The organism is Streptomyces sp. NBC_01508, from assembly GCF_045040315.1.
Classification (GTDB): Bacteria; Actinomycetota; Actinomycetes; order Streptomycetales; family Streptomycetaceae; genus Streptomyces.
Genome location: NZ_CP109419.1, coordinates 6,370,090 through 6,389,701, shown reverse-complemented (window position 1 = coordinate 6,389,701; position 19,612 = coordinate 6,370,090). Strand labels below are relative to the sequence as shown.

The 19,612-nt window shown below is 67.1% G+C and carries 16 protein-coding genes; 4 read left to right on the top strand and 12 right to left on the bottom strand.

Features of this window, described 5'->3' with window-relative positions; genetic code table 11:
• Positions 1-157 precede the first annotated feature (157 nt).
• Both OG700_RS29585 and OG700_RS29580 read left to right on the top strand, forming a co-directional pair.
• Positions 158-3,373 (top strand): hypothetical protein, encoded by a 3,216-nt coding sequence (locus OG700_RS29585; RefSeq protein WP_405618847.1) that lies wholly within the window; start codon positions 158-160, stop codon positions 3,371-3,373.
• 400 nt (positions 3,374-3,773) lie between these two features.
• Complete coding sequence (locus OG700_RS29580; protein WP_405608350.1) at positions 3,774-5,195, top strand: IS1380 family transposase; 1,422 nt, start codon at positions 3,774-3,776, stop codon at positions 5,193-5,195.
• Positions 5,196-5,347: 152 nt separating this feature from the next.
• Here the strand turns inward: OG700_RS29580 and OG700_RS29575 are convergent, their stop codons facing one another.
• The 8 genes from OG700_RS29575 to OG700_RS29540 all read right to left on the bottom strand — a co-directional run bounded on the left by OG700_RS29575 (position 5,348) and on the right by OG700_RS29540 (position 10,850).
• Entirely contained in the window at positions 5,348-5,956 is a 609-nt protein-coding gene (locus tag OG700_RS29575; protein ID WP_405618845.1) for an AAA family ATPase, read from the bottom strand.
• Positions 5,953-6,555 (bottom strand): exonuclease domain-containing protein, encoded by a 603-nt coding sequence (locus tag OG700_RS29570; RefSeq protein ID WP_405618843.1) that lies wholly within the window; start codon positions 6,553-6,555, stop codon positions 5,953-5,955. Before OG700_RS29570 ends, OG700_RS29575 begins: the two co-directional genes overlap by 4 nt.
• A complete protein-coding gene (locus tag OG700_RS29565; RefSeq protein WP_405618841.1) occupies positions 6,552-7,730 on the bottom strand; it encodes a radical SAM protein in 1,179 nt (392 codons plus the stop codon). The genes OG700_RS29570 and OG700_RS29565 overlap by 4 nt, the downstream gene beginning before the upstream one ends.
• Positions 7,727-8,338, bottom strand: coding sequence for a nucleoside-diphosphate kinase (locus OG700_RS29560; protein WP_405618839.1), 612 nt, complete (start codon positions 8,336-8,338; stop codon positions 7,727-7,729). The genes OG700_RS29565 and OG700_RS29560 overlap by 4 nt, the downstream gene beginning before the upstream one ends.
• A complete protein-coding gene (locus tag OG700_RS29555; RefSeq protein WP_405618837.1) occupies positions 8,335-9,357 on the bottom strand; it encodes a thymidylate synthase in 1,023 nt (340 codons plus the stop codon). The genes OG700_RS29560 and OG700_RS29555 overlap by 4 nt, the downstream gene beginning before the upstream one ends.
• 36 nt (positions 9,358-9,393) lie before the next feature.
• A complete protein-coding gene (locus OG700_RS29550) occupies positions 9,394-9,798 on the bottom strand; it encodes a hypothetical protein (RefSeq protein WP_405618835.1) in 405 nt (134 codons plus the stop codon).
• A 258-nt stretch (positions 9,799-10,056) separates the two neighbouring features.
• A complete protein-coding gene (locus OG700_RS29545) occupies positions 10,057-10,473 on the bottom strand; it encodes a DUF6415 family natural product biosynthesis protein (protein WP_405618833.1) in 417 nt (138 codons plus the stop codon).
• A 14-nt stretch (positions 10,474-10,487) separates the two neighbouring features.
• Positions 10,488-10,850 carry an ATP-binding protein gene (locus OG700_RS29540; protein ID WP_405618831.1) on the bottom strand — a complete coding sequence of 121 codons (363 nt, stop codon included), beginning with the start codon at positions 10,848-10,850 and terminating at the stop codon, positions 10,488-10,490.
• Between the two features lie 371 nt (positions 10,851-11,221).
• Between OG700_RS29540 and OG700_RS29535 the strand changes: the two genes are divergently transcribed.
• Positions 11,222-12,559: a tetratricopeptide repeat protein gene (locus OG700_RS29535; RefSeq protein WP_405618829.1), complete on the top strand. Its 1,338-nt coding sequence runs from the start codon at positions 11,222-11,224 to the stop codon at positions 12,557-12,559.
• A gap of 401 nt (positions 12,560-12,960) precedes the next feature.
• Here OG700_RS29535 and OG700_RS29530 read toward each other — a convergent pair whose 3' ends face one another.
• The 4 genes from OG700_RS29530 to OG700_RS29515 form a co-directional block, all read right to left on the bottom strand.
• Positions 12,961-14,646: a relaxase/mobilization nuclease domain-containing protein gene (locus tag OG700_RS29530; protein WP_405618827.1), complete on the bottom strand. Its 1,686-nt coding sequence runs from the start codon at positions 14,644-14,646 to the stop codon at positions 12,961-12,963.
• A 4-nt stretch (positions 14,647-14,650) separates the two neighbouring features.
• The gene (locus OG700_RS29525; RefSeq protein WP_405618825.1) at positions 14,651-15,052 is read right to left on the bottom strand and encodes a plasmid mobilization protein; all 402 of its coding nucleotides are present in this window, start codon (positions 15,050-15,052) and stop codon (positions 14,651-14,653) included.
• Between the two features lie 398 nt (positions 15,053-15,450).
• Positions 15,451-16,731: a DUF3631 domain-containing protein gene (locus OG700_RS29520; RefSeq protein ID WP_405622066.1), complete on the bottom strand. Its 1,281-nt coding sequence runs from the start codon at positions 16,729-16,731 to the stop codon at positions 15,451-15,453.
• 567 nt (positions 16,732-17,298) lie between these two features.
• A complete protein-coding gene (locus tag OG700_RS29515; protein WP_399295645.1) occupies positions 17,299-17,523 on the bottom strand; it encodes a helix-turn-helix transcriptional regulator in 225 nt (74 codons plus the stop codon).
• A gap of 721 nt (positions 17,524-18,244) precedes the next feature.
• On the opposite strand from OG700_RS29515, the gene OG700_RS29510 reads away from it, so the two are divergent.
• Positions 18,245-19,522, top strand: coding sequence for a tyrosine-type recombinase/integrase (locus OG700_RS29510; RefSeq protein WP_405618823.1), 1,278 nt, complete (start codon positions 18,245-18,247; stop codon positions 19,520-19,522).
• Positions 19,523-19,612: the final 90 nt, after the last annotated feature.

Here is a 19,612-nt window from a genome sequence, read left to right as displayed (position 1 = left end):
CTTGACAACTGCAATCACACACCGAAGGGCGTCATTGCGGACAATGAGGCCCTTCGGTACACCGTGTCCGCTGAAGCGCCAGCGGGAGTAATAGGAGCCCTCGAACTTCTCAGCAGAGGGCCACCAGCACGGTCGCCTGAGACACTGAATTGTGACGATGAGCGAGGATTCCGAAAGTTCACTGCTCGACTTGCCACCGGACGTAGCCGATGGGGTTGTAGCTGAGCTGTCTGACCGGGGAAAGAAGGCCGTGGCGGCACTGCGGACCGCGGCTGTTCTGATCGCGCAAGCGGTTCATGATGAGACTGGACTAAGGCTGGCGGAGAGCGCCGCGTATAACCTGCGCGAGGCACTGGATGCGGTGGTGACCGGACGTACTCCCGCCCCCGGCGGATTGCCCTTGGTCGTTGAGGCGTGGGACCAGTTTGAACGCGAGCAGGCTCAGCCCGGCAACGACGACGTTGCCTCGCTGGAGACGTTCGGCATGGTGATGCGGAGCACGACAAAAAAGCAGGATCGCAACTCCTACCACGAGGCCAAACTGCTCGGCTACCTTCGTGACAAGTCGGGTGTCGAACCTCTCTTCGGCGGCCTCGATCCGATCGGCGAGTACAAGCGTCTCCGCAGGACAGCGAGTCAGGGACTGCATCAAGAGACGGCGCTGGACTCTGTTGCCGATCTCTACGAGCGGACGCTGGCATGGTTCGTCCGCATGTTCTCGCCCCCGGACACCGTCGTGCTAGCGCTTCGGGAGTTGGCCGCAGAAACATGGCGGAGTCCTGACCAGATCGATCGTTTGCGGGAGTTGGCGTCGAACCCGCACCACCTCAGAGTGTTCTTCACGCATCTGGTTGATTCGGCGTGGCTGGTTCCCTTGTACAGGGCCGGTGTGGTGCCGCCGCCTGACGGTAAGGAGTCATGGCCGGTGGTCGGCCTGCTACATGGGCTCGGTCGCACGACACCTTCAGTGGTTGCCGAGTTGGCGCAGCTACTACTGGCTGACTGCAAGCAACTGCCAGGCAGTCAACGGTTGGAGGCCCGGTTCAAGCTGCTTACCCTGGCTGTGCAACTTGGACCTGCCGGCCACAGGATCGTCGGCGACGTCGCCACGGCGCACCCGGACAACACATCCGTACGATCGCTCGCGGCCAGCGCGGTCAGACGGGCCGAACCTGCAGACCGGGTCGTCGAGCGCGTTGCCAACGTCGTGCTCAACGGAGATCCAGGGGACCGCGACAGTTACTACTACCGGTTGCTGCTAGACCAGTTGATATCCGGAATGACCCCGAACAACGCTGAGAGGCGAGTCCGGATGGTCGCGGCCAAGCTGCGGCACGCCGCCCAGAAGCCCTCCGCCGTCTGGTTCATTCCGGACATCGCCAGGTTGAGCTCGAACCTCGGCGAAGACGATCGTCACCTCCTGGTCGTAATCTCTCACTACCTCGCGCGGATCGTGGTTCGTGCACACGCTCTCGGTGTGCCGAGCCGGCGGCTGCTCGATTCGCTCGCCGAAATCTCCGGCGAGATCGGGGAACGCCTCACGTGCCGCGTTCTGGCGCTGGCCAATGACATCCCGGTCAAGGAAAAGATCGACCACGTAACGCGGCGCTTGGCGTCACAGACGGCCACCGGTGACGACCAAGACCTTGTCGCCGCAGTGCTTGCCTCAAACCCTGAGTACGCCCAGCTCGCTCTGTGGACCGATGCGCTCGGATCGCCTTCGGACCCGCCCGACGACCCCGCCTTGCTGCCAGCAGACTGGGCCAAAGCCTGGCGATGGTCGGCGATCCTGCCTGGGTGCCTGCTCACGCGGTGGCAGGTACCGATTGCATCGGTTTCTGCCCGGCACGGTGAGATCGGTCCGGAAGCATTCAGCCAAAGGATTCCCGTCTTTCAAGCAAAGTGGGGACAATCAGCTTACGAAAGCGCTGACTTGACGGCTCTGTCCGTGCTCGATGCGGCCCGCCTGGTCGCCGGATGGCGTCCAGATAACAACAGCGACCTACGGATGAATGGCGCCCGCGAGCTCGCCCGCGTCCTCCAGAGCGTCGTCGCTGCGGATCCTCATGCGTGGACAGCAGATGCGGTCACCGTGGTCGAGACACTGCGCGAACCCGTCTACGTCCTGCACTACCTTCGCGGTCTCACCGAAAGGGCGGCCGACATCCTTCCCCGAAGCGTGGAGATCATCACCGCAGCCTGCCTCGCAACGTCCGAGAGATGGACCCCGACAGTCCTCGGCAACGACGATTTCGACTTCGAACCGGACTGGCATCGTGTCGACTCGGCCACTGTCGACCTGATTTCCGCGCTGGCCGATCATGGTGCACTCTTCGCCGAGCACCTTGACACCGTGTGGTCGTTGGCGCTGGCCGCCCTCGATTCGCTGCCGCGTACCGGCGACTCCGCCATGGACGACCCTCTCCACAGAGCAATCAACACTGCCAGCGGACGAGGGCTGCAGGCAGTGCTCTCCCTCGCCCACTGGGAACACCGCAATGCCGCAGCAGTCCGGCCACAGTTCCTCGACACCCTTGACCATCTCCTCGACGTCACTGGCCCGGTCGGCATGGAGCACCGGGCGATCCTGGCATCGCAGCGTCCGCGTCTGGAACTCATCGCCCAAGACTGGCTCAATCGAAGGACCGACGCATTGTTCCGCGACCACGGATTTGGACCGGCCGCTGTGGACGTCACGCTCAAATACGCTCGCTACACCACACCGTGGTTGCATCGGACGTTGCGCGACGACATCATCGTTGCTGCACTGCGGGGCGCCGAAAATGCGGTCGCGAGCCTGCTCACGGGGATGCTGGAAGGCCAGCGAGGCTATGACATTGACACGATCATTACAGCGCTGCGCGAGGAACCCGGTGTCCTGAGCAAGGCCGCCGAAGACATGGCATTCCTGGTGCAGGACAGCCCCACCGACGCACCTCAGATGGCCCTGGCGGTCCAGTTCTGGCAGGCCCTCCTTGACGCTCGTCGCGATGTCGTACCCGTCGAAGTGCTTCGATGCACCGGGCGTTGGGCCTTCGTCACCGGCCTCCCCGACAGGACCTGGTCGTCGCTCACCGCCCAGACCCTCATCACCACTGAGGGCGTAATCGACTACGCCATCGAGGTCGCCGACCGCTGTGAAACCGTCCCAATTCCAGGGGCCAGCACCAGAATCCTCCTGCTGCTTCAGGGGCGCGGCGAACTGTGGGAACAGCACCACATCGGCCGCGTGGCACTCAACGCCTTGCGTACCCTGAGCGTCGGCCGCCCCGATGAAAACTTCTCAGCACTGCGGACACGGCTGATTGAACTTGGATATGACGAAGCCGCCGATCTGAATCCCGTCGTTGCGCAGCGCCCGTCGGCCCAGTAGGGCTATTCTAGGAGCCTTTTAGATTCTCCATCTGCTGTCCGGCATGGAGCGAATCGAGCCGGTAAAAGGGCGGTCGGGTGAGGACTGCATTTGATCTAAAGCCTCGTAGCCCCAGGTGAAATGGAAGGCTCGGGCCTCGCTACCGGGTAATGCCGTGGGTGTGATCGGCTTGGCGGAGCACGCTGAGGGCCCGGTTGCGGTCGCCGGGGTCGCCCCCGGTGCCGGGCCCGGTCAGACGCATGGTGCCGAGTCCGAGGCGGGAGACCGTCTTCCCGGCGATGGTGATGGTGCCTGCTAGCCTCGCCGTTTCAGTTGGCGTGCGACCAGTTGCTGGCCGTGAACGCGAAAGTGCCTTCCGAGCTGGGACGATGAACCTTGTCGAGGGGTTCTGTCGGTCCAGGTGGAAGGCACTTTCTGCGTGCAGGGTATCGGTTCGCGTCCCAGGCTTCATGTCTCTGCTGACGGGGCGGGGGTGATCGGTCATGCCGGGGCACGGCTGCTGGCTGATCTCGCCGATGTCACCGGACTGACCAGCGCGTACTCCACCGCGCTCGGACCGCTCCGGCCACGCGGTACTGGTCATGACCCGGGCCGGATCGCTACCGACCTCGCGGTGATGGTGGCTGCCGGCGGCGAGACCATCACGGATCTGGCCGTCCTGCGCGACCAGCGCGAGGTGTTCGGCCCCATCGCCTCGACACCGACTGCCTGGCGGGTGCTGGCCGCCGTCGATGAACGCGTACTGGGCCGCCTGCGCTCAGCCCGGGCTCAGGCTCGGGAAGTGGCCTGGCTCCAGGCATCCGAGACCCGCTGCGGCATACCGGCGGCGAAAGCCGGCGGGCGGGAAGTGCCCGGACTGGTCCTGGACATCGACGCCACGCTGATCACCTGCCACTCGGAGAAGGTCCAGGCCGCACCCACCTACAAAGGCGGCTTCGGCTTCCACCCCCTGCTGTGTTTCCTGGCCAACACCGGCGAGGCCATGTCCGGGCGCCTCCGGCCCGGAAACTCCGGAGCCAACACGGCCGCGGATCACATCGCGGTTCTGGACGACGCTCTCGCGCAGATCCCCGACGCCCACCGGCACGGCACCGACATCCTGATCCGCACCGACAGCGCCGGATCCGCGAAAGCGTTCCTCAGCCACATCCGAGACCTGCGAACACGCGGAATCCGCACCTTCTTCTCAGTCGGATACGCGGTCACCGAACCAGTCCGCCGCGCGATCCGGGCCCTGCCCGAGCAGGTCTGGCACCCCGCCCTGGACCAGGACGGCACCCTCCGCGAGTCCGCCGAGGTCGCCGAACTGACCGGCATGACCGACCTTGCCGGCTACCCGGACGGCACCCGCATCATCGTCCGCCGCGAACATCCCCACCCCGGAGCCCAGCTCTCACTCTTCGACCAGGACGAAGGCATGCGGCACCAGGTCTTTCTCACCGACACCCCGTTCACCTCCGGCTCCGCCCAGTTCCTGGAGGTCCGCCACCGCCAGCACGCCACCGTCGAAGACCACATCCGGTGCGGCAAGACCACCGGCTTCGGCCGCTTCCCCTCCCGCCGCTTCGGCGTCAACGCCGCCTGGCTCGAACTCAGCCTCGCGGCGATCGACCTCCTTGCCTGGACCCGCACCCTCCTCCTGGACGGCGAACTCGCCACGGCCGAACCCAAGAAACTCCGATACCGGCTCCTGCACGTCGCCGCCAGAATCACCCGGGGCAGCCGCCGCCTCCGCCTCCGGATATCGGCGACCTGGCCCTGGCGACACGAGCTCACGGCCGCATTCCACCGACTGGCCGCACTACCCCGCCCCGCCGGCTGACCCACCACCCCCGCCCACCTCAACCCAAGGACCTCGGAGAACCCGACCCCGCGTCGGGCCCTCACCATGCCCACCGGCCGACCCAGCCTCAAACAACCTCGCTCAGCCGCCCAGCAACCCCAACTGAAACGGCGAGGCTAGCGGCGTGCCTCTCATGGCGTGGCCTGGTTGAGGCAGAGCTGGAGCGCGTCTTCGACGGCACGGGCTTGGCTGTTGGGGTCGCTGGTGACGCGTTGATGTGGGATGTCATGCGCGGTGAGGAACGTGTGGGTGTGGTGGTCGACCAGCGACCGGTAGCGGAGGTCGTAGTCGTTTTCGCTTTCGACGGGTAGTGCCGGGTCGAGGACTGTGGCGAGGAGCAGGTGGTACTTCGACGCTTGGGTGGAGGCGAGGAGGCGTAGTCGTTCTCGTTCCAGAGGGTTGGGGGATTCCTGTCGCCATTCCTCGGCGGCGTGGAAGTAGGCGAGCGCGTCCCAGGCTGCGCGGTCGGCGAGGACGACTTGGATCGGTTCGGAATTGGGGTGGGCGGTTACGGCGATTTCGTCGGCGATGCCTTGGGTGATGATCCACTCGGTGGAGGCGGCGGTGTGATGCTGCATCTTGGGCAGGCTGGCAAGTGCGGCTCGTTTTCCGAGTTGGCCGGTGCGGGCTACGGGGATTCCGTGGGCGCGTAGTTCCATCTCGATGCGTTTGAGGAGGGTGGTCTTGCCGGTGGAGTGGGTGCCCATGACGCCGATGCGGATGGGCTGAGGGGTGGTCACCACAGGGTGGGGTCCTTTTCTGGTTCGGGGGCTCCGGGCAGGCCGGGCGGCACGGCCGCAGCGACGAGCTGGTCCCAGGTGTCGTAGTGGTCGGCCATGAGGATCAGGAGCTGGGCGGTGGCGTAGGCGTCGTATGTGGCGCGGTGGCGGTGTGCCGGGGCCGCGGTCAGGTCCGGGCGGAGGTGTTCGATCAGGGCGTCGAGGGTGTACTTGGGCAGGCCGGGGTGGGTGGCTTTGGCCAGGCGGAGGGTGTCGAGGACTCCGGCCGGCCGCCACGTCGGAAGGTGCGCGGACAGCACCCGGTGGTCCACATGTGCGTTGTGCGCGCAGATCCACGAGGTGCCCATGAGCGTGTGGACCTGGTCGGCGATCTCCTCCCAGCCGGGCTCATCTTCCAGGCGCTCGTTCGTCAGACCGTGGACGCGGGCGGCGAACGGGGTCACTGGGTGCCGGGGCTTCGTCAGCCACGCACCCGCCGTGCCGGTGTCGGGCCGTCCCTCGCGTACGGGGAGTGCGGCGACTTCGACGAGGTCGGGCGGGTTGGCGCCGTTGCCTTCGACGTCGACCACGAGCAGCGGGGGCCAGGAGGAGAAGTTCATGCGGGGGTGGGTCCGTTCTCCGCCGTCCAGCCGATGGGGGCCCGGCCGTGTTGGCGGCGGTGATGGGGCTTGGTGCGGTCGTGGCACTGGTAGCCGAAGCCGTGCTGGAGGAAGTAGCGCGGCGGCTCGTCCAGTCCCTCCACGACGATGGCACGGTCGTTGACCTCCACCACACCGGTCGCACCGAGTGCTCGGGCTTCGGCCGTGACGGTGACCGGATCCGGCTTGACCCACGCGGCCCGGCACCGTGCGATCTGGTCCTCGGGGCAGATGTCGCACAACTCCCGGACACCGAAGTGACCGTTGTAGTCGGCCTCTCCGTGCGCGTACGCGACCCCGCAGCTCGTCTTTCGGAACAACGCCCCCCACGTGCCGTCCTGTTGGAAGGCATCGAGAATCCGCTGCTCGGCGACCTCCGGCATGATCTTCCGCCGCGCCGTCTCGTCGTAGGGCATCGGCAGCCCGTGCGCCTTGTAGTAGGAGGCGATCTCCTCGCGGAAGAACAGTCCGGTGAAGACCGTCGCGTGCGCGTGCCGGGACAACTCCCGTGCCCGTTCGATGTCGGCCGTGGAGTCGTTGAGGCCGGGCACGATCGGACGCCAGTACAGGACGGTGCGGTAGCGCTCGGCGTGCTCGTACAGGGTGCGCAGGCTGCGCGCGGCAATGGTCGAGTCGACGGGCTCGATCGCGGGGTTGGCGATGTTGGAGTGCGTGACGAGGACGGTCAGGCGCAGGTGGGTGAAGCTGTTGAGGATCGCGCAGTCCTCGGGCGTCACCCGCCACCGGGTGATGATCAGGACGTGGTTGGTCAGGCCCTGCTCGTCCAGGGCCCGCAGCACGTTGAACACGTGCGGCTTGACGATGGGGAGCATGGGGTCCGTCGCCCGGTTCAGGAGCTGGACGGGCGTCTTGTGTGCCCGGAAGTACGGGTGCCCGACGAGGCGGGCGACGGCCTCCTCGTCGCTCATGAGGCGCCGGGGGGTCTTCATGTCGAAGTTGTCGAAGAGGTGCCGGACGCAGTATCCGCACTCCAGCGGGCAGCCGACGATCCAGTTCAGCGACAACCCGGACTTGCGGTACTCGATCACATCGGCGAGTCCCGGCTTGAGTCCGCCGATCTTCTCGGTGGACAGGATGGGCAGAGCACGGCGTAACGGGGCAACGGAATTGTTCATGCGGATCTCCAGTCGGGGGTGTGGCGAAGCGGGTGCTCGGCTGCCGCACGCTGGTGCGGCAGGTGCTGCTGCGGTGGGGTGAGCAGCCTGCGGCGGCGGGCGCCGTACCAGGTGCCGAAGTCCCGGCGCGCCGAATCGGGATCGTCCGAGGTGTGCACGAGGTTGTTCACCAGCCGGCCGCCGGCGAGCGCCGCCTCCAGGCTGTCGCGGCCGAGGTCCCCGCGGATGGTGCCCCTGGCGGCCTGCGTGGGGTCGAAGTGACCGAGCAGGTCCCGCACCCTGCCGTGGATACCGGCATCACCGTGGGCGAGGGCGACGGTCACCGGCTTGTCCGCGTACAGGACATCGAGCGCTGCGGGGATGTCGCGGCCGGTGAACCAGTCGGCGTCCACCAGCAGGTCCCAGTAGTGCACGTGGGCCTGCCACGCCCTCGCGGTCAGGTCGAGCCTGCCGAGGACACTGACGCCGCAGGCGGCGATCCGCTCAAGGACCCGGTCCGTGAGGCCGGTCTCGGCGCAGTCCGGCTTGCAGAGGATCACCGTCCACCGGTCCCAGTCGACGCCGTCGACCACACCGCCGCTCCACGACGGCTTCCCGGGCGTCGTCATGACCGCGCTCCCGTATCGGGCATGCGCTTGGGCCAGCGGTGACCCACCAGCCAGCGAAAACCGGGGTCGAGGGCGCCCAGAACGCTCTCCTCGACCGGGTCCGCCGGGCAGCGGCGAATCTGGCGGTGCACCTCGAACAGCAGCAGCACCTGCTGCCAGTACGGGTCGAAGCCGAGCAACGCGATCTCCTGCGGTTGCAGGCTGCCCCGGCCGGTGCGCAGTCTCTCCTCGTGCACGAGCAGGTCGGAGATGGTTGAGAAGGACGTGCCGGCAGGCATCCGCGGGAACGGGAACCGCGGCTTCGACGTGGCCAATTCGGCCTCGGCAAGGACCCGCCTGATGCGCGGGACGTCGCGCTCGCCGACATGCGCCGAGCCGATGTGATGGGTGTAGGTGCCCAGTTCGAGACCGAGCTGTACGGCGGCGAACTCCTGGATCATCGTGAAGGAGAACGTGTCGGACAGCAGCCCACGGTCGCAGTCGTTGGCCCGCATGTAGCAGACCATGTGGACCCGGCCCTCGCGTACAAGGAGGTGCAGGGCGACCACACAGGACATGTCGGGGTTGTCGACCACGGCCAGCTCATCGGCCGTGAAGATCGGCAGCAGGCCCCGCTTGCTGTCCTGCTCCGTACGCAGCAGCTCCAGGACCCGGTCGAACGTTGATGTGCCGCCGGGCGTGGGCGGGTTGAACATACGCGCCCCGTACGCGGAGCCGCCCATCGTCCGACCGTCACGCGAGAACTGCCGCACATGCGGCGCGTAGTACGCCAGCATCTCCAGATCGTTGCGACCGGCGAGGTACCACAGGGCCTCGGCGAAGTGCCAGACCGGATTGACCTTCCGCTCGGCCAGATACGGAAGACGCGCACGCGGATCGGCGATCTGGAAACTGAGACCGACGCGCTCACGGGCGACGTTCCCACGCGGCGCATTCCGGTACTCGAACCGATCCACCAGATGACCGAGCACATCCAGATACGCGCGTTCAAAGTCCACATAGACAGGTGGAGTTAACACGGCTTCCTCCTTCAGCGGGTACGGCGGCCGGGGTGGTCATGCTCGCGATCGGAGAGCGGCCAGGAGACCTCGCGCGGCCTGTGCGTCGATGGGGCTGAGTGCCAGGGAGGCGTCGCTGTCGCAGCGGACACAGTCGTGGTGGAAGTACAGATCGAGGAAGCCGCCGCCGGTCACTGCTGCGAAGGCCGCGCCGAGACGGCGCATGACCTGCCGCACCTCGGACCATTCCTCCAGGTTCCGTTCGGTCGTTTGCGCCGGTGCAGCCAGAAGACGGGCGAGCCGGTCGGCGGTGGGGACGGTGACCTCGCCCAGCTCCACCTTGTCCAGGGCTACAGACAGACTGGGGACGTCGAGTCCGTGCTGACGGAATGCGGCGCGGAGAGCCTCGGTGGTCTCCTGGACGAGGGGCATGCTGTCTGCGTCAGCGATCGTGGTGCGCATGGTGGAGTCTCCGGGAAGTACGTGAGCGGGCTTCGAATGCCCTGAGCGGAGTGGCGGGCCAACCGGCCCAGAAAAAATGGCAGTTGCGCTGCCGTTCAGGTCGAGGCGGGGCCCGTTGGCGCCCGCCGTAGCCCGGTCGGTCCTGGTTCTTGGCTGCCTTGTCGGCGGCCCTGCCCTCCGCGTGGTTTCCATCAGAGTCGGCAAGCGACCTTGAGCGGGGCGGACCGGTGCGTGGGCCAGGGCCAGCAGAGGCGGCCGTCACGCGACCTCCTTCACGATGTTGGTTTCCACCAGCCGTTCCAACAGGTCGTTCACAACCCCGGCCATCCGCCGCAGCTGCCCGAGCGCCTGGCGGGAGTCGTCTGGCAGGGCCTCGGAGCGCAGCGTGTGCGCACGCCGAAGAAGAGGGCACACCTCGGCGTCCCCGTCCCCGGCGGACTTGGCGATAGCCACGAGCCGCAGGAGATCGCCACGCAAGCGTTCGGCGATCTCTCCGAACTCGCTCTCACGAGGGTCCTGTTCGGCCAGGACGTCACCGACGTCGTCCACGATCGCTTCCAACGGCTTCACCTGACGAAGCAGGCTGGCGATGCGGGCGAGACCCTCGGAATCGAGGGGTGGAGACCACCGTTCGACCGGGGGCGCTGTGGGCCGGACGGTCTCGGCAAGGACCATCGACGAGGAGTGCATCAGCCGCTCCCGGCGGTGAACGTGCACCAGGTGCAGGTGCCTTTGCGGCCCCAGTCACGGGCGAAGAAAGAGACGAGCTGCATACCGCGTCCACCCTCGTCATCCGGACCCGCCTCCCGCATCTCCGGCCCGCCGGAGGAGCGGTCGTCGACCTCGATCAGCACCTCACCGGCGTGGTCACAACTGATCTGGAAAAAGACCGAGTTGGCGGTGCCGTGGACGATGGCGTTGGTCACGATCTCGCTGACCAGCAGCTGCACCGTCCCGACCACATCTCGATCCCTGACGCCGGCCCTCCCCAGCACGGCGGCCGTCACCCGACGCGCAGCCTCCACCCGCCTCGGATCAGCATCGAACGACATCGCAGCGTGGGCACTTCTCATCGACCGTCTCCAAGTCGCCGTCTCGCCACCCACCGGAATCGTGTCGAGGCGGGCCGGTAAACGCGGAGCGAGCAGAGCGGGAGCGCGCTGTGCGGGAGGCGTCGGGTGCACGGGAATTCCCTCCGAGATCGTGTAACAGCGGGCCCGACCTGGACGGGGCTTCGCGTTCTGCGTGCCGCCAGTCCGCTTCGTCGCGCTGCAAGCAGCAGTCCGGCGCTGTCATGTATGGCCATGCGGGCCTGGTGTTCCTGCACGCACTACGCAACCGGACGAACACGCACAGCGGTACCGTGTGCGCAGCGCGGCAAATTGAAAGCGTTGAAAGTTCGCGGAACGCGGGGAGCTACGCCATGGCCAAGCGCGAGCAAAACGGGTGCCTGAGTCGCCTGCTCAACGAGTCGGCGTGGAGCCACAGCCAGTTCGCGACTGCCGTCAACAAGGTCGGTACCGAGCACGGCCGACCGTTGAAATACGACGCTTCAGCGGTGAGCCACTGGCTGGACGGGACGGTCCCGAGGAAGGAAGTCCGTCCGCTCATCCTGGAGGCCCTCGCGCGCAGGCTCGGCCGCCCGATCACTCACGTAGACGCGGGGCTTCCCTCACCGCTGGATGGCCAGTTCGCTCCCGGAGCTACCGTTGAAGGGTTGCTCAACCTGGGGAGGCAAGACATGGACCCGTCCCGCCGCGGTGTCATGGGCTCGGCTCTGTTCTCCGTCGCGCTCACCATCCCGAACTGGCCAGAGGTCGTAGGCCGGATGGAAGCCGTGCAGGCCGGCCGATCCCGCCGCATCGGATTCGCCGAAGTCGATGCAGTGATCGCCATGACGGAGAAGGTCTCCGAGCTGGACGACATGTTCGGCGGACGCCATGCACGGCCGATGGCTGCCGCGTTCCTGGTCAATACGGTCGGGCCCCATCTTCGGGCTGACGGCACCACTGAAGTACGCAAGGCCATGCTGTCGGCGGCCTCCGACCTCCTCTATCTCACGGGATACATGGCCGTGGACGAGGGCCTCCACGGCCTGGCACAGCGCTACTACGTCAAAGCCCTGGAACTCGCGGGTGCAGCCGAGGACCATCTCACGTACTGCACCACCCTGCGCGGGATGAGCCTTCAGGCGGTGGACCTCAACCACCACGCCCCGGCCCTTCGCCTGGCGAACGCAGCAGCAGCCGCCTCGCCCGCCGCCGGCCCGCGCATGCGGGCATTCCTCGCCGGACAGCAGGCCCACGCCTACGCCGCCTCGGGCGACCGCCGGAACGCCCTTCAGCTCATAAAGGAAGCGGAAGTCGCGATGGAGAAGGCTGAATCACGAACTGCGGCGTTCGGCAGCTACGACCCGTCGTCCCTTGCGTACCACGTCGCACAGGTTCAATACGGCCTTGGAGACGTGGCCGGCTCGGTCAAGAACCTTGAGGAATCGTCGCAGCTCCGCCATGACGTGTACCGCAGGACCCGCGTCCGCTACGACGCCATGCTCGCGGAACGACAACTGGAACTAGGGCACTTGGAGGCCGCATGTGCTACCTGGGGCCGCGTCCTTGACGACTACCCGTTGGTCCAGTCGGGGCGCGCCGACGAACGCGTCGTGCAGATGAAAGCACTACTGCGTCCCCACCTGCGCAACCGCCTGGCACAAGCCCTGTACGAGCGGGCGCGAGCGGTGAACGTCCCGGCCGCCGCGTAATCGACCATCCGCGTCCGCCGGCCTGAATCTGGTTCTGGACGCCGTCATCGTGCACGGCTGGCTTCGGGACGTTGACCTGCCCAGTGCGAGAGCGGTTGACCCGATGTTCACCACGGGCCTGAGCCTCGGTGAGGGGCCGCCGCTCATCCAGGATGGTGACCCACGTGTCCTGACCCTGGCGGCCGATGAGACGGGTCTGGCCGGGTGGCAGGCGTGGCCCGAACCCACCCTTGGCGCACCGTACTTGTGGGTCGCGTCCTTTTCCGCCTCGCACCGGCAAGCTAGCGGTCGGCAGTTCCGCTTCGGCCTGACGAGTGAAGCCTGGTCCCCCCAAAAGAATGGGAGGGAGCCGGGCTTCGCACATTCCTCTCGCACGCTGCGCACGAGCTGCTCGGTCGGGGTTATCGGCGTTGTGGTGGCTGGGGTGGTGTGGCTGTGTGAGGGGGTGTTGTTGGGGGTGGTGTGGTGGTGCGGGTTTTGGCTGCTTGTGCGTGTGGGCTGGGGGTGTGGCGTTGGCTGAGGCGGCGGATGCGCCAGGTGAGTGTGCGGGTGGGGTTGCGGGCGTCGTTGAGGGTGCGCTGGTTGAGGGCCTGGTCGAGGAGGGTGGTGGCGTCGTGGCCGGCTGTTTCGGCTTCGGCGAGGACGGTGGTGAGGGCGTCGAAGGCGGGGTCGGTGAGGATGCGTTCGGCGTGCTCGGGTGCTGTCTGCCTCAGGTACTGGGCGTACCGGTTCTTGGTGCTGGATCCGGGGGAACGGGCGGCGAGGTGGGCAAGGGCGGGTTCGGCGATGTGGCCGTAGGCGGCCTGGAGGTGGACGAGGGTCTGTTCGGCTGCCGCTTCCTGCTGGGCGGGCTGGTGGGTGCGGTGCCAGTGGACCGCGAAGGCGACGGCGGTGAGGGCTGCGTCCAGGAGCATCGCGAGACCGGTTCCGTCCCGGTCCGGGGTGGGGTCGTGCCAGATTCTCTGGATGCTGTGGCGCAGGGCGCGGGCGCTGGTGTGGTCGGCTGTGATGCGGGAGCGGGTGGCGCGTTCGAAGGCGGCTGCGGCCCGTTCGAGTTCCGCCCGTGCCACAGGTGGTGCGGTGACCGGGAACAGGTCGAGTGTCGCGCCGAGGGCGACGAGCTGCCCCTGGGCCACGGTCTCGTTGTGGTGGGTGAGGCGGTGGGGGATGAGTTCGGTGGCCGCGGTGGCCTGGTGCCAGGGGTCGGCCGGGCGGGCGGCGACCGGTTCGGGGGTGGTGTCGTGGAGGCGGTGGCGGATCTTGGGGAGGGAGAGGTCGGGGGCGAGGGTGGATCCGGCGTACCAGACGGGCTGGCCGTGGCGGTTGGTGTCGCCGGGCAGGGCGATGCTGTAGCCGGTGATGTCGCCGGACGGTTCGGTCTTGGGCCGCACCATGACGCCGGTGGCCGCGAGGAGGGTGAAGAACTCGCTGTCGCTGGAGGCGGCGGCGACCGCGCGGCGTGTGCGGGTGCGCAGGATTTCGCGGGGTGTGACGCTCTGGCCCTGGCGTCGGGCTTTGAAGTGTTCCTTGCTGGTGGGGCGTTTGGCGGCGGTGCCGTCGCCGGGTTTCAACCGGCGGAGTTTGTAGTCGGTTTCGATCTGGCGGGCTTCGCGCTGGACGGCGCGGATGTCGTGGTCGCGTCGGGGGCGGCGGCCGTCCTGGCGTACGAGGGTGGCGGCGATGTGGATGTGGTCGTCCGCGTGGCGTACCGCCACCCACCGGCACGCTTCACCGTCCCCCTGTGGGGCGATGCCGGCGGCGGCGACGATCCGCCGGGCGATGTCCGCCCACTGGGCGTCGGTCAGGATCGGGTCTTCGGGTGCGGCGCGGACGGGGCAGTGCCACACGGTGTACCTGGGCGCCTTGTCGCCCAGCATCCTCACAGGCTGGTCGAGCTGCGCGGCGAGCTGGGCCTCCACTTCCTTCGGATGACGGTGGGGGCTGCGTCCGGGGTCGGGCGCGAAGTCGTTCCAGGACGCGACCAGGTGCGGGTCGGTGTGCTCGTTGGCCCGGCCCTTGCCGAAGAGGTAGCCGATCGTGCGGCGCGTGGCATGCGGACCCGCACCGAGAATGACCTTCGGTATCAACGGCTCACCGCCCGTCGGTGACCCGGGCGACGGCCGTGTCCACCTCGTCGATCGATGCCTCGATGCGCTCCAGCAGCCTTTGGACACTGGCGGGGTCGGGCCACGCACGGTCCTGGTTGAGGTGCCATACGAGCTGGTTGAGGTTGCCGCCCACCTTGCCGAGCTGCCCGTTGGCGGCCATCAGCGCCTTGACCATCGACCGGTAGTCGGCCACCGCCGCGGCCGGGTCCTCGGCGCGGGCGGCGGCAAGGGAGCACTCGGCGACATAGCCGCCCACCGTCATGCGGCTCAGGCCGGCGGCGCTCTCGACGAGGTCGAACTCGTCGTCGTTGTAACGGGGGTGGACGCGGCGCTCGCGCAGCTGCTCGTCGCGCAGTCGACGACGCGGCACGGGCTTCTGCGGCACGCTCGGCAACGGGGCGGTGGCTTCTCCCTCGGTCGGCACCCCCGGGCCGGCCGACTCCGGTGCCCCCCAGGCGCCGGACACCTCCGCCCCCCTCGGGGCGGAGACCGGGTAAGGACTCCTTACCCGACAACTTGCTCCCCGCGAAACCGAGTTGGCGTCTGCCTCGACTGGCTGGTGGGCGGGGGCGTTGTCAGCGGGGTTCTGGTGCATGGTGGTGCTCCGGTTGTAGGTGGGGGAGGGCTCGTCACGTCCGTCGCATCCGTCCCGTGGCTGGTCGGAGCAGGTACGGGCAGGCGTGCAGGTACGGCTTGATCCGTTGCGGCGGGGAAGTCCGTCCCTGTACTGACCTGTGTTGGGACGGATGCGACGGACTGATACGGCCCCAGGTGGGTGTGTGGTCAGCGGGCGCGTGTCGGGGCGGCGGTGCCGCCGAGTGGACCGACGGGCAGTGCCCCGGCCGGAGGGGCTGGTGGCTTGCCCTGGACTGGGCGGGTCGGCCCTGCTTCGCGCCGGGGTGCGGGTGTCGGCGTGGGTCGGGCGGGCTCGGGGCAGTAGCGGGCCCAGGCGTCGAGGAACTGGTTGCGGGCGTATGCCTTGGCCTGGCGGCCGTTCTCGAAGCGGTAGTTGGCCGGGCCGATGTCGAAGTCCCTCAGTAGTGCAGCGAGGTGGTAGGCGTTGAGGCCCTTGGTGCCGTAGTCCGGCCAGGGAGATTCGGCGTCCGTCAGGAGGGCGGCGAGCAAGTCGTGTGTCCGCAGGGCCTCTTTGTTGCCTTCCTGTTCGAAGATGCGGCGGATGTCGCGCAGCAGCCGTGTCTTCAGGGTGGTGTATTCGTCATGGACGGCTTGGTGCCGGGTCATGGCCAGGCAGGCGGCGCGGGCGCTGGCGGGCCAGTGGCCGCCGGCCAGGTCGGCGACGATCATCAGCGGCTCCCAGGTGTCCGCTGCCCGGTCCTCGACCGGCATCGTCGGCACCAGAGCGGCGGCCGTGCCGCGCAGCGGGGTCAGCCATGCGGTCAGCCGGTCGCGAAGGGCGTTCAGTTCGGGGACGGAGTACCGCGATCGGAAGGGGGTGATCCGCTCGCCGGGCTTGCGCTTCTGCATCCGCAGCACGACCGCCCGGTCCATGATCGTGTCGGGCAGGTCGCCGATCCCGGCCAGTGCTGCCATCGCGAAGGTGGGAAACGCGGTCGGCTTGTGCTCCGGTCCGGAGATCCGCCAGGCGGGCCGGTTGCGCTGGTGCCCGGCGTTCAGCAGACCGCGCAGATCCTCCTTCTCACCGGCCTTGGGACCGAAAATCGTGTCCGCCTCGTCCACCAAGAGCGTCGGCGGGTTCTTGCCGATCACGCGGAAGACCACGGCCGGCGAGGTGTTGACCGTCATCATCGGCTGATGGACGGTCTCGTGGAGCACGTCCAGGACGCGGGATTTGCCGCATCCCTTGGTCGGGCCCACCACCGCCAACCGCGGCGCGTGCTGCAGGGAGGGCTGAATGTGGGAAGCCGCCACCCACAAGGTGACCGCGGTCAGCGCCTCCTCGCTCGGCAACACGACGTACCGGCCGACCGCCGCACGCAACTCATCCAGCAGCTCCGCTCCCTCGCCATCGGTTCGGTATCCATGGTCGGCTGGTCCCAAAGCGCCTTGGGGACCGGTCCCCTGATCTGGTCCGGAGGGAACGATTGGACCGGTCCCGTCCTGCGATCCCGCATCGCGGGGACCGGAACTCACAGTCTCGTAACGGGACCGCTCGGCGGCTTGGGGACCGGTCCCCAAGCCGCCGACCTGTACAGCTTCCGCAGTTGCAGGTACGGGGTCGATAGCGTGAGATGACTGGGGACCGTGCTCCTCTTGGGGACCGGTCGCCACGTCGTGTGGGGACCGGTCCCCACCTTTCGGAGAAAAGTGAGCGTCCCCGCCGTGGGGACTGTCTGCTGTCTCAATGCGGGGACCGGTCCCGGTCCCCTGGTGGGGAGACCGTGGTCCGGCACGGTTCCCATCGGGCGGGACCACTGCCTGTCCGGGAATCGTCACTGGCGGCCAGTTGGCTTTGTGTCTTGGTTCCGCGTTGGCCGGTGAATCCGAAGCGCCTGGGGACGTAGAGTCCTCCATAGACATTCCTCTCTGCTGAGGGGCGGGACGGCTTAGGTCCCGCCCCTCACCAGTTGGTTCGTTCAGGGGTGGGCGATGCTTGGGAGGTCTTCAGCTCTCGACGTTGGCTCGCCGAGAGCCGTGTTGTTTCCCTTGGAGTCAGACCGTGAGGTCATATCCGGTCTGCTGATCGAGCCAGGCGTCGACCTCACGCCAGCGGTATCGCAGGTGTCGGCCGACCTTGTGGACCCTCGGGCCGATGCCCCGGTACTTCCACTGATAGAGGGTCTTGACCGGCACCCCGAGGTACACGGCGATCTCATCGGTCGTGGCGAGCGGCCCGCGATCAACGGTTGTGGCGGGGCGAGGGAATCTGTTGGACAAGGGCACTCCATATCGGTTGCGGATCGACGATCGTGAGCAACTAAGCCGCAGGGGTCTGGCTCTGCTCACAGGCGTCGCTCGGATTCTTCGACCGACCTGAAAGGCGGGCTGGCCGGAGAGGGCATAACCGTAAGGGCGAATCGCCGGTTGACCAAAAAGCTCAACCAACTGTTCGCCCCTCTCCCGGAACATCCCTTCGGGATCCAATGATCCTTCGCGGGAAACCGGCAGGCCAGGAGCATCCGACTGCGGCAAATCACCCAAAGCCGCCATAACGACAGGGGAAGATACCACGAACTTTCCAATTCCCTGAGACGCCATTCCTCGCCGACCAGAACCCCCAGCCAGTTCTGTAGAGTTTATGAACCAACTCTTGCCACGCTCACCAATTTCGAGTTACAACTACCCGTCATGGTTGCTTACCCAATCGAAATCGGATCATCAGGCGCCGGCCCGGCCGGCGATATCGCGGCCACTCCGTCGGCATGGCGCTCCGCTCAGCGGCAGCTCACGGAGCGTTGCACTTCCCTGTTTCTCGTGATGAAGAACGTCGTCCGGAGCCAGACCCAACGCGGTCATTGCCGATGCGGCTCGGAAACCCCGGTCGCCGACTCCCCCTCCCCCGCCGCATTCCCAGGCGCTCGACACCCCAAGCGGACGGAACACGGCGGCACCTCCCGCTTTGCCAGCCGGGCTGGCAGCCGTATACAGGTGGCCCTTCTTGGCTGAGCCGTACGACCGCTGGCACAAGAAGCGTCCCCAGCCCGGTGAGAAGAAGTGCAAGACCCACGGCAAGGTGCCTTCCAGCGAGCACGAGCGCGGAAAACGCTGGTTGTCCCGGTGGCGTGATCCGGAAGGAAAGCAGCAGAGCGAGAGCTTCGACCGGTTCGATGACGCCCGCCAGTACCTCACCAAGATGCTGGGCGGCGTCGACGACGGAACATACGTCGACCCGAGAAAGGGCGAGGCCCAGCTCAAGGCAGTGGCCGAGCAGTGGCTGGAGAACCAGACCTTCGACAACCCTCGGACCTACGCCCAGTACGAATCCCGCGTCCGCAACCACATCATCGAGCCGCTGGGCCCGCTAAAGCTGCGCCAGATCAAGGCGTCCACGGTACAGAACTGGATCAAGCGCCGACTGCAAGTGCTCGACGAGACGACGGTCGGCCTGGTTTTCACGCACCTCTCGTCGATCCTGGCCACGGCCGTGGACGACGACCTGATCGCCAAGAATCCTTGCGAGACGGGGTCGGTGAAACGGGTGAAGCCCCGGCGGTCGAAGAAGGCGGCGAAGGACGTACCCCTGTCGTGGGAGCAGACGGATGCTCTTCGGCCGCATCTGCCCGAGCGCTACCAGGCCACGGTCGACTGCGGCCGAGGTCTGGGCATGCGGCAGGGCGAGATCTTCGGGTTCAGCCCCGAGGACGTCAACTGGCTGCAGAAGGACAAAGTCGTCCACATCCGCCGCCAGATCGCCCACGACCGCGGCACTCTGGTTTTTGCCCCACCGAAGGGCGGCACGGAGGACGACCCCAAGGACCGCTTCGTGCCGGTCGGCGATGCTCTGGCCGCACTGCTCACCGAGCACATGCGCAAGCACCCACCAGTAGAGGTCACCCTCCCGTGGATGGCCAAGGACGGTGAGCCGGTGGCGGTGCGCCTGGTGTTCACCACACGGGAGCACAAGCCACTGAACAAGAACTACTTCAACTACCTTTGGAAGGGTGGCCTGGAGGCAATAGGCGCGATAAAAGCCCTCAACGACAAGCCTGTTGGCAAGGGCCGCAAGTGGGGAGAGTGCCGCGACAAGATGATGCACGCCCTGCGACACCTCTTCGCCTCCGAGGCGATCAACGAAGGCGTGGACGTCTACACCCTGGCCGACCTCCTCGGTCACGAGGACCCTGCATTTACTCTCCGCCGGTACGTCCACCGCGTAACGGGAGCGGTTGAGAAGGCCCGCAAGGCGATCGGCCGACGATATCGAGCCGCCGCATAGACCCTTCTGCGCCTCGTCCCGCTTCTCCGCAGAGAGGTTGAGCGAAGACATCCCCTCCGCGTCCGACCGTGCCCGACCATGGTTGAGACC

Bases quoted from the DNA above. Each gene is read 5' to 3' on its own strand.
- OG700_RS29565 (WP_405618841.1), bottom strand. From the start codon at position 7,730: ATGAACAATTCCGTTGCCCCGTTACGCCGTGCTCTGCCCATCCTGTCC.
- OG700_RS29550 (WP_405618835.1), bottom strand. From the start codon at position 9,798: ATGCGCACCACGATCGCTGACGCAGACAGCATGCCCCTCGTCCAGGAG.
- OG700_RS29545 (WP_405618833.1), bottom strand. From the start codon at position 10,473: ATGGTCCTTGCCGAGACCGTCCGGCCCACAGCGCCCCCGGTCGAACGG.
- OG700_RS29535 (WP_405618829.1), top strand. From the start codon at position 11,222: ATGGCCAAGCGCGAGCAAAACGGGTGCCTGAGTCGCCTGCTCAACGAG.
- OG700_RS29570 (WP_405618843.1), bottom strand. From the start codon at position 6,555: ATGAACTTCTCCTCCTGGCCCCCGCTGCTCGTGGTCGACGTCGAAGGC.
- OG700_RS29560 (WP_405618839.1), bottom strand. From the start codon at position 8,338: ATGACGACGCCCGGGAAGCCGTCGTGGAGCGGCGGTGTGGTCGACGGC.
- OG700_RS29585 (WP_405618847.1), top strand. From the start codon at position 158: ATGAGCGAGGATTCCGAAAGTTCACTGCTCGACTTGCCACCGGACGTA.
- OG700_RS29540 (WP_405618831.1), bottom strand. From the start codon at position 10,850: ATGTCGTTCGATGCTGATCCGAGGCGGGTGGAGGCTGCGCGTCGGGTG.